Source organism: Klebsiella sp. Q11 (assembly GCF_964241505.1).
In the GTDB taxonomy this organism is placed as follows: Bacteria; Pseudomonadota; Gammaproteobacteria; order Enterobacterales; family Enterobacteriaceae; genus Klebsiella; species Klebsiella michiganensis.
In genome coordinates this window covers 1-15,554 of sequence record NZ_CAXSXW010000025.1, presented here as the reverse complement: position 1 = coordinate 15,554, position 15,554 = coordinate 1, and the positions used below count along the sequence as shown (strand labels likewise).

Annotated in this window: 16 protein-coding genes and 1 riboswitch; of the genes, 8 read left to right on the top strand and 8 right to left on the bottom strand. The window is 57.9% G+C overall.

Annotated features, from left to right (window positions below):
- The 5 genes from thiS to ACESQ2_RS27400 all read right to left on the bottom strand — a co-directional run bounded on the left by thiS (position 1) and on the right by ACESQ2_RS27400 (position 4,214).
- Positions 1–201, bottom strand: a complete 201-nt coding sequence (gene thiS / locus ACESQ2_RS27420) for a sulfur carrier protein ThiS (protein WP_025107534.1) — start codon at positions 199–201, stop codon at positions 1–3.
- On the bottom strand, positions 185–940 hold the full coding sequence (locus ACESQ2_RS27415) for a HesA/MoeB/ThiF family protein (protein WP_049070123.1): 756 nt from the start codon (positions 938–940) through the stop codon (positions 185–187). Before ACESQ2_RS27415 ends, thiS begins: the two co-directional genes overlap by 17 nt.
- Entirely contained in the window at positions 933–1,568 is a 636-nt protein-coding gene (thiE, locus tag ACESQ2_RS27410) for a thiamine phosphate synthase (RefSeq protein WP_373171570.1), read from the bottom strand. Before thiE ends, ACESQ2_RS27415 begins: the two co-directional genes overlap by 8 nt.
- Entirely contained in the window at positions 1,568–3,463 is a 1,896-nt protein-coding gene (gene thiC / locus ACESQ2_RS27405; RefSeq protein ID WP_025107531.1) for a phosphomethylpyrimidine synthase ThiC, read from the bottom strand. Before thiC ends, thiE begins: the two co-directional genes overlap by 1 nt.
- An 85-nt stretch (positions 3,464–3,548) precedes the next feature.
- Positions 3,549–3,662: riboswitch (TPP riboswitch) on the bottom strand.
- 54 nt (positions 3,663–3,716) lie between these two features.
- Entirely contained in the window at positions 3,717–4,214 is a 498-nt protein-coding gene (locus tag ACESQ2_RS27400; RefSeq protein WP_014837106.1) for an Rsd/AlgQ family anti-sigma factor, read from the bottom strand.
- A 95-nt stretch (positions 4,215–4,309) separates the two neighbouring features.
- On the opposite strand from ACESQ2_RS27400, the gene nudC reads away from it, so the two are divergent.
- The 6 genes from nudC to ACESQ2_RS27370 all read left to right on the top strand — a co-directional run bounded on the left by nudC (position 4,310) and on the right by ACESQ2_RS27370 (position 8,792).
- Positions 4,310–5,083 (top strand): NAD(+) diphosphatase, encoded by a 774-nt coding sequence (gene nudC / locus ACESQ2_RS27395; protein WP_224260818.1) that lies wholly within the window; start codon positions 4,310–4,312, stop codon positions 5,081–5,083.
- Positions 5,084–5,249: 166 nt separating this feature from the next.
- Complete coding sequence (gene hemE / locus ACESQ2_RS27390; RefSeq protein ID WP_046878332.1) at positions 5,250–6,314, top strand: uroporphyrinogen decarboxylase; 1,065 nt, start codon at positions 5,250–5,252, stop codon at positions 6,312–6,314.
- A 9-nt stretch (positions 6,315–6,323) separates the two neighbouring features.
- Positions 6,324–6,995 (top strand): deoxyribonuclease V, encoded by a 672-nt coding sequence (nfi, locus tag ACESQ2_RS27385; protein ID WP_025107530.1) that lies wholly within the window; start codon positions 6,324–6,326, stop codon positions 6,993–6,995.
- A 42-nt stretch (positions 6,996–7,037) separates the two neighbouring features.
- Positions 7,038–7,628 carry a YjaG family protein gene (locus ACESQ2_RS27380; protein WP_004097673.1) on the top strand — a complete coding sequence of 197 codons (591 nt, stop codon included), beginning with the start codon at positions 7,038–7,040 and terminating at the stop codon, positions 7,626–7,628.
- A 186-nt stretch (positions 7,629–7,814) separates the two neighbouring features.
- Entirely contained in the window at positions 7,815–8,087 is a 273-nt protein-coding gene (hupA, locus tag ACESQ2_RS27375; RefSeq protein ID WP_004097675.1) for a nucleoid-associated protein HU-alpha, read from the top strand.
- A gap of 12 nt (positions 8,088–8,099) precedes the next feature.
- Entirely contained in the window at positions 8,100–8,792 is a 693-nt protein-coding gene (locus ACESQ2_RS27370) for a DUF1481 domain-containing protein (protein WP_004097677.1), read from the top strand.
- A 3-nt stretch (positions 8,793–8,795) separates the two neighbouring features.
- Here ACESQ2_RS27370 and zraP read toward each other — a convergent pair whose 3' ends face one another.
- Entirely contained in the window at positions 8,796–9,230 is a 435-nt protein-coding gene (gene zraP / locus ACESQ2_RS27365) for a zinc resistance sensor/chaperone ZraP (protein ID WP_154925878.1), read from the bottom strand.
- Between the two features lie 252 nt (positions 9,231–9,482).
- Between zraP and zraS the strand changes: the two genes are divergently transcribed.
- Together zraS and zraR are read left to right on the top strand one after the other, a co-directional pair.
- A complete protein-coding gene (gene zraS, locus ACESQ2_RS27360; protein ID WP_368763162.1) occupies positions 9,483–10,871 on the top strand; it encodes a two-component system sensor histidine kinase ZraS in 1,389 nt (462 codons plus the stop codon).
- On the top strand, positions 10,868–12,202 hold the full coding sequence (gene zraR, locus ACESQ2_RS27355; RefSeq protein ID WP_213811258.1) for a sigma-54-dependent response regulator transcription factor ZraR: 1,335 nt from the start codon (positions 10,868–10,870) through the stop codon (positions 12,200–12,202). The genes zraS and zraR overlap by 4 nt, the downstream gene beginning before the upstream one ends.
- On the opposite strand, the gene purD is transcribed toward zraR, so the two are convergent.
- Together purD and purH are read right to left on the bottom strand one after the other, a co-directional pair.
- Positions 12,199–13,491: a phosphoribosylamine--glycine ligase gene (gene purD, locus ACESQ2_RS27350; RefSeq protein WP_373171569.1), complete on the bottom strand. Its 1,293-nt coding sequence runs from the start codon at positions 13,489–13,491 to the stop codon at positions 12,199–12,201. The genes zraR and purD overlap by 4 nt on opposite strands.
- Positions 13,492–13,506: 15 nt before the next feature.
- On the bottom strand, positions 13,507–15,096 hold the full coding sequence (gene purH, locus ACESQ2_RS27345; RefSeq protein WP_014227508.1) for a bifunctional phosphoribosylaminoimidazolecarboxamide formyltransferase/IMP cyclohydrolase: 1,590 nt from the start codon (positions 15,094–15,096) through the stop codon (positions 13,507–13,509).
- Positions 15,097–15,554: the final 458 nt, after the last annotated feature.

Here is a 15,554-nt window from a genome sequence, read left to right as displayed (position 1 = left end):
TCAGCCTCCAGCGATAACCTGAAAAAGCAGGATTTGATCGCCTTCCTGTAAGAGATGATCTTCCCACCGTTCACGCGGCAGGATGCGTTGATTGAGCGCCAGCGCGACGCCCGGCTGCTGCTGTTCCAGCTGCGTGAGCAGATCGGCGACGGAGGTCGCTTCGGCGCACTGCAACGGTTCATCGTTAAACCATATCCGCATGCTGCCCTCCGCATACCGGACAGCCCTGAGCCCGCTGGAGCGCGAGAGTGCGCCAGTTGCTGGTTCGGGCATCGAACAGGCGCAGCGTGTTCCGCGGGGCCATCATGCCGGCGAGCAGCTTGATGGCCTCCAGCGCCTGTAGGGTACCCATCATGCCAACCACCGGACCGATAATGCCCGCCGTACGGCAGTTGCGCTCAGGCTCGTTAGCGTCCGGCCACAGACAGCGATAGCAGCCCTGCTCCCACGGCGGCGTCAGTACCATCAGCTGCCCCCCAAGCCCGACGGCGCTGGCGGTAATCAGCGGCGTTTTAAGCGCGACGCAGGCGGCGTTGATCGCCTGTCGGGTCGCCATGTTATCGGTGCAATCCAGTACCACATCGGCCTTCGCCACTTCATCCCGCAGGGCCTTTCCGCCTAACCGCTGCTTCAGCGCAATCAGTTCAATCTGCGGATTTAACTGAGCCAGCCGGGCCCTGGCGGCCGTGGTTTTAGGCTGAGCGATATCCTCGCTGGTGAACAAAATTTGTCGCTGCAGGTTACTGACGTGCACGTCGTCGTCATCGACCAGCACCAGCGTGCCGACGCCAGCGCCGGCAAGATAGAGCGCGGCGGGAGAGCCCAGCCCGCCGAGACCCACGATCAACACCCGGCTGGCCAGCAGCATTTGCTGGCCTTCAATGGCGATATCCTCCAGCAGCAGCTGGCGGCTATAGCGCATAAAATCGCTGTCATTCATCACCGGCTCCCGCTATCTCGAGCAGCCGGGCCGTTGCCTGTCGCCAGTCGGCCGCCTGAGTAATGGCGCTGACCACCGCAACGCTGCCGACGCCGGTCGCCAGTACCGCCGAGGCGCGCTCAAGGCTGATGCCGCCAATCGCCACGGTTGGATAATCCCCGAGTCGCTGAATATGCTGCGCCAGCTGATCCAGCCCCTGAGGGGCGGAAGGCATCTGCTTGGTTTGCGTTGGAAAAACGTGCCCAAGCGCGATGTAAGAGGGACGCGCCGCCAGCGCGATATCAATTTCCATATCGTCATGCGTCGAAACGCCAAGACGCAGCCCGGCGTTGCGGATGGCGCTGAGGTCGGTCGTTTCCAGATCCTCCTGGCCTAAATGCACGCCGTAAGCCTGATGTTTGATGGCCAGGCGCCAGTAATCGTTAATAAACAGCCGCGCATCATATTTGCGCCCCAGGGCGATAGCGGCAACGACATGCTCTTCAACCTCACTATCGCGTTTATCCTTGATGCGCAGCTGGAGAGTGCGAACGCCCGCGGCCAGCAGGCGTTCGATCCACGCGACGCTATCGACGACTGGATAAAGCCCCAGGCGGAAAGGGACGGATGGAAAATCGGGTTGATACATCAGGCTTCCTCCTTACGTAGATAGATTTCACCGCCGCGGGCGCGAAAGTTATCCGACATATCGGCCATCCCCACTTCGATGGTCTGCGCGGCGGCGTAGTCGCGAACTTCCTGGCTTATCTTCATTGAGCAGAATTTAGGGCCGCACATGGAGCAGAAGTGGGCCACTTTGCCTGACTCCTGCGGCAGGGTTTCGTCGTGGTAAGCGCGCGCGGTGAACGGGTCGAGCGCCAGATTAAACTGATCTTCCCAGCGGAACTCGAAGCGCGCTTTCGACATGGCGTTATCGCGGATCTGCGCGCCGGGGTGGCCTTTGGCGAGATCGGCGGCGTGGGCGGCAATTTTGTAGGTAATCAGACCCTGCTTAACGTCTTCTTTATTCGGCAGGCCGAGGTGCTCTTTTGGCGTCACGTAGCAGAGCATCGCGCAGCCGAACCAGCCGATCATGGCGGCGCCAATTCCCGAGGTGAAATGGTCATAGCCCGGCGCGATATCGGTGGTTAGCGGCCCTAAGGTGTAGAACGGCGCTTCGTGGCAGTGCTCCAGCTCTTCGGTCATATTGCGCTGAATCATCTGCATCGGCACGTGGCCCGGGCCCTCGATCATCACCTGTACGTCATACTCCCAGGCGATTTTGGTCAGTTCGCCCAGGGTGTGCAGTTCGGCGAACTGCGCTTCGTCGTTGGCATCCTGAATCGAGCCGGGACGCAGGCCGTCGCCCAATGACAGCGAGACGTCATAGGCGGCGCAGATTTCGCAGATTTCGCGGAAATGCTGGTAGAGGAAATTCTCTTTGTGATGGGACAGGCACCATTTCGCCATGATTGAGCCGCCGCGGGAGACGATGCCGGTCAGGCGCCTGGCGGTCATCGGCACGTAGCGCAGCAGCACGCCCGCATGGATGGTGAAGTAGTCCACCCCCTGTTCCGCCTGCTCGAGCAGCGTGTCGCGGAAGGCTTCCCAGGTGAGATCTTCGGCGATCCCGTTGACCTTCTCCAGAGCCTGGTAGATCGGCACCGTACCGATCGGTACCGGACTATTGCGCAGGATCCACTCGCGGGTCTCGTGAATATAGCGGCCGGTGGAGAGGTCCATGACCGTATCCGCTCCCCAGCGCGTCGCCCACACCAGCTTCTCGACCTCTTCTTCAATCGACGAGGTGACCGCCGAGTTGCCGATATTGGCGTTAACCTTCACGAGGAAGTTGCGGCCAATAATCATCGGTTCGGATTCCGGATGATTAATATTGGCCGGGATAATCGCGCGCCCGGCGGCGACTTCAGCGCGCACAAACTCCGGGGTGATATTCTCCGGCAGCCGCGCGCCAAACCCAACGCCCGGATGCTGCTGGCGCAGCACTTCGCCACGAATACGCTCGCGGCCCATATTCTCGCGAATGGCGATGAACTCCATTTCCGGGGTGACAATCCCCTGACGGGCGTAGTGCAGCTGCGTCACGCATTTCCCGACGATGGCGCGCCTGGGCGTGAGCAGGCCGGTAAAGCGCAGTTCGTTGAGGCCATCATCCGCCAGCCGCTCTCTGGTATAGGCCGAGCTGCGATCGCTGAGTGCTTCGCAGTCGCGGCGCGCATCAATCCACGGCTGACGCAGTTTTGCCAGACCCTGCTGAACGTTAATCGCGACGTGCGGATCGCCATAGGGGCCGGAGGTGTCATAGACCGGAATAGCTTCGTTCGCTTCGTACTGAGGATTATCTTTGCTGCCGCCGATAAGCGTCGGGCTTAGCTGAATTTCGCGCATCGGTACGCGAATATCTTCCTGCGAACCGGGGATATAGATGCGCTGCGAATTGGGAAATGCGGTACCTTCCAGGGTGTCGATAAAGCGCTGGGCGCGTTCGCGTTGCTCTCGACGCGTGAGTTTGGTTGTAGACATAGCTCATTCCAGTTAAACAGGATATGGCTTGCCAGACGACGGATGGAGTAACAGATGCGATCGGCCCTGAAGCGGCTGATGCTAAACGCAGTTTACTCTTGTTCCCTTCGCAGGTATTAGCCTGATCAGGTTCCGCGGATCCCGAATTAACGGTCTCAGCCTTTTCCAGTGTGGAAAATGGGCACTCCGACAAGATGACATCCCCTCTCCGTGAGGGGGAATGTATGTAAACTACGCGTTAATGGCTCACAACTCAAGCGGTCGGCGCGATATTGTCGCTGACGTTGTCTTTGCGGCTGTGGGCGACGGCGAGGGCGATCAGGTTATCTTCCAGCGCAAAGCGCGCTTCCAGCGCTTCGCCGATGTCCGACAGCGCCTGCTGGAACTCAAGGTAGTTATCGTGATCGATGGCGTTTTCGAGGCAGGAGTCGTAATAATCCATGATCTGCTGGGTATTGGCCTGCAGCTGTGGATAAATCTTAGTGGCGGCTAAAAGTGGCGTATCGCCTTCCAATTCGCCGATAAAGCGTTCATAAATATTAAAATGGCCGGAGGAGAGGTAGTCCACCAGGCTTTGACAAAAATCATCCAGCGCTTTCTCATTAAGCCGCATAAATGATTCTTTGCCGGGCTTCAGGCCAACCAGGTTGTAGTAAGCCACAAGCAAATGCTTACGTACTTGTAGCCAGCGATCGACCAGTTTATTGCTGCCTCCAACACGTTCCGTCAGGTTTTCCAGCTGGTTTAACATGGTTGACTCCGCAAGGTTTTAAGAGAAATACGTTGCTCACCAAAATGTAAATTTAATGTTAAAAGTGCCAGTAAAATAAAGGTAGTGCAATAGATATGGATCGTATTATTGAAAAATTAGATCGCGGCTGGTGGATCGTCAGCCACGAACAGAAATTATGGTTGCCCGGCGGAGAATTGCCCTACGGCGAAGCGGTAAATTTTAATCTTGCGGGGCAGCCCGCGCTGCGAATCGGAGAATGGCAGGGCGATCCGGTGTGGCTGGTACGCCAGGATCGCCGGCATGAGATGGGATCGCTGCGCCAGGTGCTCGATCAGGATGCTGGCCTTTTTCAACTGGCGGGACGCGGGATCCAGCTGGCGGAGTTCTACCGCTCGCACAAATTCTGCGGCTACTGCGGGCATCCGATGCACCCAAGCAAAACCGAGTGGGCAATGCTGTGCAGCCACTGCCGCGAACGCTACTACCCGCAAATCGCCCCGTGCATTATCGTCGCCATCCGTCGGGATGATTCTATCCTGCTGGCGCAGCATACTCGCCATCGTAACGGCGTGCATACGGTGCTGGCCGGGTTTGTCGAAGTCGGCGAAACCCTGGAGCAGACCGTTGCCCGCGAGGTGATGGAGGAGAGCGGCATTAAGGTGAAAAACCTGCGCTACGTGACCTCTCAGCCCTGGCCGTTCCCACAATCGCTGATGACCGCATTTATGGCCGAGTACGATAGCGGCGAGATTGTCATCGACAAGAAAGAGCTGCTGGAGGCGGGATGGTATCGCTATGACAATCTGCCGCTTTTGCCGCCGCCGGGCACCGTGGCGCGCCGTCTGATTGAAGATACCGTGGCGATGTGTCGGGCAGAGTATGAGTGACATGTTACATATACTTTATCCTTCAAATTGCCTCTTTGTTGGCTGCTTTCACTTACCCCAGTCACTTACTTGAGTAAGCTCCTTGGGTTCATTCAATTGCCGCCTCGATCCACTTTGAATGATTTTGTGTATAAACTTGGCGCATCAACGCTAAAGGAATGTAAAAATGACCGAACTGAAGAACGATCGCTACCTGCGCGCGCTGCTACGCCAGCCGGTTGATGTCACCCCGGTATGGATGATGCGTCAGGCGGGCCGCTATTTACCGGAATATAAGGCCACCCGCGCCGAGGCGGGCGATTTTATGTCGCTGTGTAAAAACGCCGAGCTTGCCTGTGAAGTGACGCTGCAGCCGCTGCGCCGCTATAAGCTGGATGCGGCTATCCTCTTCTCGGACATTCTCACCATCCCGGATGCGATGGGGCTGGGGCTCTATTTCGAAGCCGGGGAGGGCCCGCGTTTTACCTCACCCATTACCGGCAAAGCGGATGTCGATAAATTACCCGTCCCCGACCCGGAAGATGAGCTTGGCTACGTGATGAACGCCGTGCGCACCATCCGCCGTGAGCTGAAGGGAGAAGTGCCGCTGATTGGCTTTTCCGGCAGCCCGTGGACGCTGGCGACCTACATGGTGGAAGGCGGCAGCAGCAAAGCGTTTACGGTGATCAAAAAGATGATGTACGCCGAGCCGCAGGCCCTGCACGCGCTGCTCGATAAGCTGGCGAAAAGCGTCACGCTGTATCTGAATGCGCAAATCAAAGCGGGCGCGCAGTCGGTGATGATCTTTGATACCTGGGGCGGGGTGCTGACCGGCCGGGATTATCAGCAGTTCTCGCTCTATTACATGCATAAAATCGTTGATGGGCTGCTGCGTGAGAATGATGGCCGCCGCGTGCCGGTGACGCTGTTTACCAAAGGCGGCGGGCAGTGGCTGGAAGCGATGGCGGAAACCGGCTGCGATGCGCTGGGGCTCGACTGGACGACCGATATCGCCGATGCGCGGCGTCGCGTCGGCCATAAAGTCGCCCTGCAGGGCAATATGGATCCCTCGATGCTCTATGCCCCTACGGCGCGCATCGAAGAAGAGGTGGCGACCATTCTCGCCGGGTTTGGCCAGGGCGAAGGCCATGTCTTTAACCTTGGGCACGGCATTCATCAGGACGTCGACCCGGAACATGCGGGCGTATTTGTGGAGGCAGTGCACCGGTTGTCGGCGCCATACCACCGTTAAGGAGTGAATATGGATTTGTCATCGCTACGCACCCAGCAGCTCAGCCTGGCGGCATCGGTTGAACGAGGCGATCGGCTGGATCAGGATCCGCCGACGCTGATCGGCGGAGCGGATGTTGGATTTGAGCAAGAGGGAGAGGTGACCCGGGCGGCGATGGTGCTGCTGAGCTATCCGTCCCTGGAGCTGGTGGAGTATCAGGTCGCGCGCGTCGCGACCACGATGCCCTATATCCCCGGCTTCCTCTCCTTTCGCGAAACCCCCGCGCTGCTGGCGGCCTGGGAGCAGCTTTCGCAGAAGCCAAATCTCTTATTTGTTGATGGCCACGGTATTTCCCACCCGCGCCGCCTCGGCGTCGCCAGCCATTTTGGTCTGCTGGTGGATGTGCCGACCATCGGCGTGGCGAAAAAACGGCTGTGCGGTAAGTTCGAGCCGCTGGGCGATGAGCCCGGCGCGCTGGCGCCGTTGTTAGATAAAGGCGAGCAGCTGGCGTGGGTTTTGCGCAGTAAAACGCGCTGTAATCCCCTGTTTGTGAGTACCGGGCACCGCGTGGGCCTGGATAGCGCGCTGATGTGGGTGGAGCGCTGCCTGAAAGGCTACCGCCTGCCTGAACCGACGCGCTGGGCTGATGCCGTGGCGTCCCGGCGTCCGGCGTTTGTGCGTTGGCAAGCAAATCACGACTGATTCAGGTACACTGCGGCTAATTTCTGACTTCGAGATTTCATCATGTTACAAAACCCGATTCATCTGCGTCTGGAGAAGCTGGAAAGCTGGCAGCACGTGACCTTTATGGCCTGCCTGTGCGAGCGGATGTACCCCAACTACGCCATGTTCTGTCAGCAAACTGAGTTCGCCGATGGCCAGCTTTATCGCCGTATTCTCGATCTGATCTGGGAAACGCTGACGGTAAAAGATGCGAAGGTGAATTTCGACAGCCAGCTGGAAAAGCTGGAAGAGGCGATTCCGGCCGCTGATGATTACGACCTGTACGGCGTCTATCCGGCCATTGATGCATGCGTGGCCTTGAGTGAGCTGATTCATTCGCGGCTGAGCGGCGAAACGCTCGAACATGCTATTGAAGTCAGCAAGAGCTCGATCACCACCGTTGCGATGCTGGAAATGACCCAGGCTGGTCGCGAAATGACCGACGAAGAGCTCAAGGAAAACCCGGCTGTCGAACAAGAATGGGATATTCAGTGGGAGATTTTCCGTCTTCTGGCCGACTGTGAAGAACGCGATATTGAACTGATCAAAGGGCTGCGTGCAGACCTTCGCGAGGCCGGTGAGAGCAATATTGGTATAAATTTTCAGCAATGAGACCAGAAAACGTGATTTACCGCCTGAATTGTAGCGTCTGAAGGCTTCCATTCCGCCCCCCGTCTGGTCTACATTTGGGGGGCGAAAAAACGTGGCTATCGGTGCGTGTATGCAGGAGAGTGCTTTTCAGGCATTTCCGTCGCACTCGATGCTTAGCAAGCGATAAACACATTGTAAGGATAACTTATGAACAAGACTCAACTGATTGATGTAATTGCGGACAAAGCTGACCTGTCCAAAGCACAGGCGAAAGCTGCCCTGGAATCTACCCTGGCTGCAATTACCGAGTCTCTGAAAGAAGGTGATGCTGTTCAACTGGTTGGTTTCGGTACCTTCAAAGTGAACCACCGCGCTGAGCGTACTGGCCGCAACCCGCAGACCGGTAATGAAATCAAAATCGCCGCAGCAAACGTACCGGCATTTGTTTCTGGTAAAGCTCTGAAAGACGCAGTTAAGTAAGACCGCGTGGCAGTGTACAGTTTTATCGAAGGGGCTTGTCGGCCCCTTTTGTCTACCTGGCGCCGCACGCTGGCGCTGGTAGGCGTATTGCTGCTCACTGCCTGCAGCCATGATTCCTCTCTCCCGCCGTTTACCGCCAGCGGATATGCGGATAACCAGGGGGCGATGCGTATCTGGCGCAAAGATTCTAACGGCGAGGTCCATCTCCTTGCCGCCTTCAGTCCATGGCGTCATGGTAATACTTCGACCAGCGAGTACCGCTGGCAGGATGGCCAGCTCGCGCTGATTGAACTCAACGTCTACGGTAAACCGCCGGAACATATTCGCGCCCGGTTTGATGCGCAGGGCGAACTCAGCTTTATGCAGCGTGAAATCGATGGGCAGAAGCAGCAGCTTTCCAGCGATCAGGTCGCGCTATACCGCTATCGCGCTGAGCAAATACGCCAGACCAGCGACGCTCTGCGTCAGGGACGCGTTATGCTGCGCCAGGGGCGCTGGCATGCCAACAGGACGGTGACCACCTGTGAAGGTCAGACCGTGAAGCCTGACCTCGATACGCAGGCGCTGGCGCATATTGAGCGACGCCAGAATCACTCATCCATTGAGGTCAGCGTGGCGTGGCTGGAAGCGCCTGAAGGCTCTCAGCTGCTGCTGGTGGCAAACGAAGATTTCTGCACCTGGCAGCCGACCGAAAAAAGCTTCTGAGCCTTACCAGTGGCTCATCTCCATATGACCGCGGCCTCCGCCGCAGCTCCCTGGTCCCATACCCACACCGCGAGAAATACCCGCCTGCGCTAACGCGAGATCGAACTTCACCCGCTGCTGGGCCAGCTGTTGACCGAGAACCTCCATCTCCTGGGCAATGGATTCGACTTTCGCGCTGTCAGGCTTATCCGCGGTTAACAGCGCATGGTATTCGTAGCGTTTTGATTGAAGCTGCTGACGCAAAACGCGGGTTTGTTCATAGAAATCGTTATGCAGTTTCCGGGCAGTGGCCTGCTGATCGGCGGTGAGCTGGCTGTAGCCCTGGGGGCCCATTCCGCTGCCGTTATTCCAGTGGTGCCTTGCCCAGGCTGAACTGCTGCCGAAAGTCAGCGCGGCGAGGGCAATCAGCGTCAGCGTCATTTTTTTGTTCCGTTTCATAGTTTATTCTCCTGGCTTATGGTTTCTCAATGATTTGCATCTTCTGTGCCAGAATGGAAAGGCCGCAGGATATCGGGCATTGAGCGCCTTCCAGCCAGACGAGAGCGAGTAAAAATGACTCGCGGTCAAGGAGGCTGCGGGTCATTTTTACTCGATCGCCTTCCCGGTTTGCGCATGAGAAGCGGTTAGACGGGACGGAAAAATGGCATGATTTCTGCTGAGCGATACGGTGTCTGAGGAAAGGGAGTTGTCATGAACGCGATGCGGTTGTCTAAGGATTCCGTCGCCGTCTGGCTGAGCTGGTTATTAACCGGCCTTATCTTGCTGCTGGTGTGCCTGTTCTCTGCGTTAATCGTGCGTGATTATGGCCGTGAAAATGAAGCCGCGCGCCAGACTATCCAGGAAAAGGGCAGCGTGCTGATTCGCGCCCTTGAGTCCGGCGCCCGGGTGGGCATGGGAATGCGTATGCATCATTCCCAACTGCAGGCGTTGCTGGAGGAGATGGCCTGGCAGCCAGGCGTGCTGTGGTTCGCTGTGACGGATGAGAGCGGTAAAATCATTGCCCATAGCGACCCGCAGCGGGTTGGTGAGTCGCTCTACCCTGCCAGCACTCTGCGTGAGCTGAATATTGGGAGCGAGGAGCGCTGGCGCCGGCTCGAAAAACCGGAACCGGCGCTGGAGATTTATCGTCAGTTTCGCCCGCTTAACGGCGGCGGGCATCATATACGCATGATGATGCGTCGCGAAGCTGCCGGGCTGCGTACCCAGGCTCCCCAGGTTATTTTTATTGCTTTTGATACCCGCGAGCTGGATGCCGACCATGCCCGTAGCCTGCGTAATATGGTTATCATGCTCTGCGCGGCGGGCGTAGTGATGGCGGCAACGTTGCTGGCGCAGTTCTGGTTCCGCCGCTATCAACGTTCGCGCAAGCAGCTGCAGGAGGCGACGGCGCGTAAAGAAAAGCTGGTGGCGCTTGGTCATCTGGCCGCGGGCGTCGCCCATGAGATCCGCAACCCGCTGTCATCTATAAAAGGGCTGGCAAAGTATTTTGCCGAGCGAACCCCAGCCGATGGCGAAGCGCATCAGCTGGCCCAGGTGATGGCGAAAGAAGCCGATCGCCTGAACAGGGTCGTCAGCGAGCTGCTGGAACTGGTGCGTCCGGCGCATTTAACGTATCAATCGGTTGATTTGAATGACGTGATTACGCACTCGCTTCAGCTAATTAGCCAGGATGCCGTCAGCCGGGCAATAACGCTCGCGTTCACCGCGCAGCCCGCGCTATGCCGCATTCAGGCCGATCCGGATCGTTTGAAACAGGTGCTGCTGAACCTTTATCTCAATGCCGTCCACGCTATTGGCCGCGATGGCGTGATTACGGTGGCGGTGAGGGAATGCGGCGACGGGCGAGTAAAGGTGAGCGTTGCGGACAGCGGCAAGGGGATGACGGCGGAACAGCTACAGGCCATTTTTACTCCGTACTTCACGACCAAGGCCGACGGCACCGGACTGGGCCTGGCGGTGGTGCAGAACATTGTCGAGCAGCACGGTGGAACGATTCACGCCGAGAGCGCCCCCGGCGAAGGCGCGCTATTTACTCTCTATTTGCCGGTCAACGGGCAACAAAAGGATGAACAAGGATGAGTGGCGAGCAGATCGATATTCTGGTGGTGGACGATGATATCAGCCACTGCACTATCTTACAGGCGCTGTTGCGGGGCTGGGGATACCGGGTTGCGCTGGCCTACAACGGTGTACAGGCGCTGGAACAGGTGCGCCAGACGGTGTTTGATCTGGTGCTTTGCGATATCCGCATGGCCGAGATGGACGGCATCGAAACGCTGAAAGAGATCAAAACCTGGAATCCGTCGATTCCGGTATTGATCATGACCGCATACTCCAGCGTCGATACCGCCGTGGAGGCGCTGAAATCCGGTGCGCTGGACTACCTTATCAAGCCGCTGGACTTTGACAAGCTGCAGCAGACGCTGTCTGAGGCGTTGGCCCATACGCGGCTGAGCGAGTCACCCGTCGCGGGTAGCCCCCCCGCGGCCCAGTTTGGCATGGTGGGCGATAGCCCGGCGATGCGGGCGCTGCTGAATAATATTGCCCTGGTTGCCCCCTCCGATGCGACGGTATTAATTCACGGCGAGTCGGGCACCGGGAAAGAGCTGGTCGCGGGGGGGCTGCACGCCAGCAGCGCCCGCAGCCGCAGGCCGCTGGTGATCCTCAACTGTGCCGCACTCAACGAGTCGTTGCTGGAGTCGGAGCTGTTTGGTCACGAGAAAGGCGCCTTTACCGGCGCGGACAAACGGCGAGAAGGGCGTTTTGTTGAAGCGGACGGCGGTACGCTCTTTCTCGATGAGATTGGCGATATTTCACCGCTGATGCAGGTGCGCCTGCTGCGGGCGATTCAGGAGCGTGAAGTGCAGCGCGTGGGCAGCAATCAGACCCTTTCGGTCGATGTGCGGCTAATTGCCGCCACCCACCGGGATTTAGCTGAAGAGGTCAGCGCCGGACGTTTTCGTCAGGATCTCTACTATCGCCTGAACGTCGTGACTATCGATATGCCGCCGCTGCGTCAGCGCAAGGAAGATATCCCTCAGCTGGCGCGCTATTTCCTGCAGCGTTATGCCGAGCGTAACCGCAAAGCGGTGCAGGGGTTTACGCCGCAGGCGATGGACTTACTGATTCACTACGCATGGCCGGGGAATATTCGCGAACTGGAAAATGCGGTAGAGCGGGCGGTGGTCCTGCTGACCGGAGAGTATATCTCGGAACGCGAGCTGCCGCTGGCGATTGCCGGTACGTCGGTTTCGGACGCGCCGCACGGTGAGGATATTATTCAGCCGCTGGTGGAAGTCGAGAAAGAAGCGATCCTGGTGGCGCTCGAAAAAACGGGCGGCAACAAAACTGAAGCCGCCCGTCAGCTGGGCATTACGCGCAAAACGCTGCTGGCAAAGCTCAGCCGTTAGCTGTTTTGCTCACGTTCAATAGCGCGCCAGCCGATGTCGTTACGGCTAAAGCTGCCGTCCCAGCGGATATCGCTCATCAGGGCGTAAGCGCGCTTTTGCGCTTCAGCGACGCTGTGACCCAGCGCGGTAGCGCAGAGCACCCGGCCGCCGCTGGTCAGCACGCGATCGTCATCAGCGAGTCTGGTACCGGCGTGGAAGACCTTGCCGTCAGCCGCTTCTTCCAGAGGCAGGCCGTGGATCTCATCACCGGTGCTGTAGTTGCCCGGATAGCCACCGGCGGCGATCACCACGCCCAGCGAGGCGCGTTCGTCCCACTCGGAGGTTTTCTCATTCAGCTTGCCGTCGCAGGCGGCGAGGCACAGATCTACCAGATCCGATTTCATGCGCAGCATGATCGGCTGGGTTTCCGGATCGCCAAAGCGGCAGTTGAACTCGATAACCTTCGGGTTTCCCTGTTTATCGATCATCAGGCCCGCATAGAGGAAACCGGTGTAGGTGTTCCCTTCCGCTGCCATACCTTTTACGGTTGGCCAGATAATGCGTTCCATGGTGCGCTGGTGAACCTCATCGGTTACCACCGGCGCCGGTGAGTAAGCGCCCATACCGCCCGTGTTCGGGCCGGTATCGCCATTGCCCACGCGTTTATGATCCTGGCTGGTGGCCATCGGCAGGACGTGCTCGCCGTCGACCATCACAATAAAGCTCGCCTCTTCGCCGTCGAGGAACTCTTCAATGACGATGCGGTGTCCGGCGTCGCCAAAGGCGTTACCTGCCAGCATGTCGTGAACGGCGGCTTCCGCTTCTTCCTGCGTCATGGCGACAATCACGCCCTTGCCGGCGGCCAGGCCGTCGGCCTTGATGACGATCGGCGAGCCTTTCTCACGCAGGTACGCCAGCGCGGGCTCGACTTCGGTGAAGTTCTGGTATTCCGCCGTCGGGATGTTATGACGCGCGAGGAAATCTTTGGTGAAGGCTTTGGAGCCTTCAAGCTGCGCCGCGCCTTCCGTTGGGCCGAAGATTTTCAGCCCTGCGGCACGGAACGCATCGACAACGCCAATTACCAGCGGCGCTTCCGGGCCAACGATGGTCAGGTCAATCTTCTCGCTCTGCGCAAAGCTCAGCAGCGCCGGAATATCGGTGACGCCGATAGCCACGTTCTGCAGCGCCGGTTCCAGCGCGGTGCCCGCGTTACCCGGGGCGACAAAAACGGTATCAACCTGCGGTGACTGTGCGGCCTTCCAGGCCAGCGCGTGTTCGCGTCCGCCGTTGCCAATAACTAATACTTTCATCGTCTGCTCCGTGAATTAATGGCGGAAGTGGCGCATGTCGGTGAAGATCATCGCGATGCCGTGCTCATCGGCGGCGGCAATCACCTCTTCGTCGCGAATAGAACCACCGGGCTGAATGACGCAGCTCACGCCAACGGCAGCAGCGGCATCAATACCGTCGCGGAACGGGAAGAAAGCGTCGGACGCCATAGCCGAACCTTTCACTTCCAGACCTTCATCACCGGCTTTAATCCCGGCGATTTTGGCGGAATAAACGCGGCTCATCTGGCCTGCGCCTATCCCGATGGTCATATTCTCTTTGGCGTACACAATGGCGTTGGATTTAACGAATTTCGCCACTTTCCAGCAGAACAGCGCATCGCGCAGCTCCTGCTCGGTCGGCTGGCGTTTGGAAACCACGCGCAGTTCGCCTTCCGTAACCATACCCAGATCGCGATCCTGAACCAGCAGGCCGCCGTTAACGCGTTTGAAGTCCAGACCAGGTACGCGCTGCGTCCACTGACCGCAGGTCAGGACGCGGACATTCTGTTTCGCGGCAGTGATCTTCAGGGCTTCTTCCGTCGCAGACGGTGCGATGATCACTTCAACAAACTGGCGGGAGATGATCGCCTGCGCGGTTTCGGCATCCAGTTCGCGGTTAAAGGCGATAATGCCGCCGAAGGCAGAGGTCGGGTCAGTTTTGTACGCGCGGTCGTAGGCGTCCAGAATAGAGGTGCTTACCGCTACGCCACATGGGTTGGCGTGCTTCACAATAACGCAGGCCGGCTCGCTGAATTCTTTGACGCATTCCAGCGCGGCATCGGTGTCAGCGATGTTGTTATAGGAGAGCGCTTTACCCTGAACCTGCTGTGCAGTGGCGACAGAGGCTTCTTTGACTTCTTCTTCTATATAGAAGGCCGCCTGCTGGTGGCTGTTTTCACCATAGCGCATATCCTGCTTCTTAACGAAGTTCAGATTCAGGGTGCGAGGGAAGCGACCCGCGGCTTCTTTGCTCTCGCCGTGATAGGCCGGAACCATGCTGCCGAAGTAGTTGGCAATCATGCTGTCGTAGGCGGCGGTGTGTTCGAATGCCTTAATGGCGAGGTCGAAGCGGGTGTCGAGGGTCAGGGAGCCTTCGTTGGCATCCATCTCTTTAATAATGGCATCGTAGTCGCTGCTCTTCACCACGATGGCGACGTCTTTATGGTTCTTCGCCGCTGAGCGAACCATGGTTGGGCCGCCGATATCAATGTTTTCTACCGCATCTTCCAGCGAGCAGCCCTCGCGGGCAACGGTTTGAGCAAACGGATACAGGTTAACCACCACCATATCAATAGGCGCGATACCGTGTTGTTCCATAATACCGTCATCCTGGCCGCGGCGACCGAGAATACCGCCGTGAACTTTCGGATGCAGGGTCTTCACGCGTCCGTCCATCATTTCCGGGAAACCGGTGTAGTCAGAGACTTCGGTAACCGGCAGACCTTTCTCAGCCAGCAGGCGTGCGGTACCACCCGTAGACAGTAGCTCGACACCACGAGCGGAAAGCGCCTGCGCGAATTCGACGATACCGGCCTTGTCAGAAACACTGAGCAGGGCGCGGCGGACTGGACGACGTTGTTGCATGGTATTAAATCCCCAGGATTTGAATATTACAGAGAGCGTTAGGTGAATTTTTGTCTAAAAACTCACCTAACGCACCCAACCGGGCATCCTTGTTATAGCGCGGCATTGTAACGAAAACGTTTGCGCAACGCTCGCGAATTTTTATCTTTCTCTTTTTAGCCCAGGATCGCGCCCTATAGAGAGAAGAGAGCGGGCCTTTATAAGAGGGTATCGACCGCCACCTGTGGATAATTCTGTGCGTAACAGGGTATAAAGCGGGGTTTTGCTGGGGAATGCAGCAGTCAGTCATTTTTCTGCAATTTTACTATTGCGGATGCTCGGGAACTCCCTATAATGCGCCTCCATCGACACGGCAGATGTGAATCACTTCACAAACAACCCGGTCGGTTGAAGAGAAAAAATCCTGAAATAACGGGTTGACTCTGAAAGAGGAAAGCGTAATATACGCCACCTCGCAA

Coding starts and splice junctions, on each gene's coding strand:
- thiC (WP_025107531.1), bottom strand. CDS start 3,463: ATGTCTACAACCAAACTCACGCGTCGAGAGCAACGCGAACGCGCCCAG.
- hupA (WP_004097675.1), top strand. CDS start 7,815: ATGAACAAGACTCAACTGATTGATGTAATTGCGGACAAAGCTGACCTG.
- zraP (WP_154925878.1), bottom strand. CDS start 9,230: ATGAAACGGAACAAAAAAATGACGCTGACGCTGATTGCCCTCGCCGCG.
- thiS (WP_025107534.1), bottom strand. CDS start 201: ATGCGGATATGGTTTAACGATGAACCGTTGCAGTGCGCCGAAGCGACC.
- ACESQ2_RS27380 (WP_004097673.1), top strand. CDS start 7,038: ATGTTACAAAACCCGATTCATCTGCGTCTGGAGAAGCTGGAAAGCTGG.
- ACESQ2_RS27400 (WP_014837106.1), bottom strand. CDS start 4,214: ATGTTAAACCAGCTGGAAAACCTGACGGAACGTGTTGGAGGCAGCAAT.
- purH (WP_014227508.1), bottom strand. CDS start 15,096: ATGCAACAACGTCGTCCAGTCCGCCGCGCCCTGCTCAGTGTTTCTGAC.
- zraR (WP_213811258.1), top strand. CDS start 10,868: ATGAGTGGCGAGCAGATCGATATTCTGGTGGTGGACGATGATATCAGC.
- zraS (WP_368763162.1), top strand. CDS start 9,483: ATGAACGCGATGCGGTTGTCTAAGGATTCCGTCGCCGTCTGGCTGAGC.
- nfi (WP_025107530.1), top strand. CDS start 6,324: ATGGATTTGTCATCGCTACGCACCCAGCAGCTCAGCCTGGCGGCATCG.
- ACESQ2_RS27415 (WP_049070123.1), bottom strand. CDS start 940: ATGAATGACAGCGATTTTATGCGCTATAGCCGCCAGCTGCTGCTGGAG.
- purD (WP_373171569.1), bottom strand. CDS start 13,491: ATGAAAGTATTAGTTATTGGCAACGGCGGACGCGAACACGCGCTGGCC.
- nudC (WP_224260818.1), top strand. CDS start 4,310: ATGGATCGTATTATTGAAAAATTAGATCGCGGCTGGTGGATCGTCAGC.
- thiE (WP_373171570.1), bottom strand. CDS start 1,568: ATGTATCAACCCGATTTTCCATCCGTCCCTTTCCGCCTGGGGCTTTAT.
- hemE (WP_046878332.1), top strand. CDS start 5,250: ATGACCGAACTGAAGAACGATCGCTACCTGCGCGCGCTGCTACGCCAG.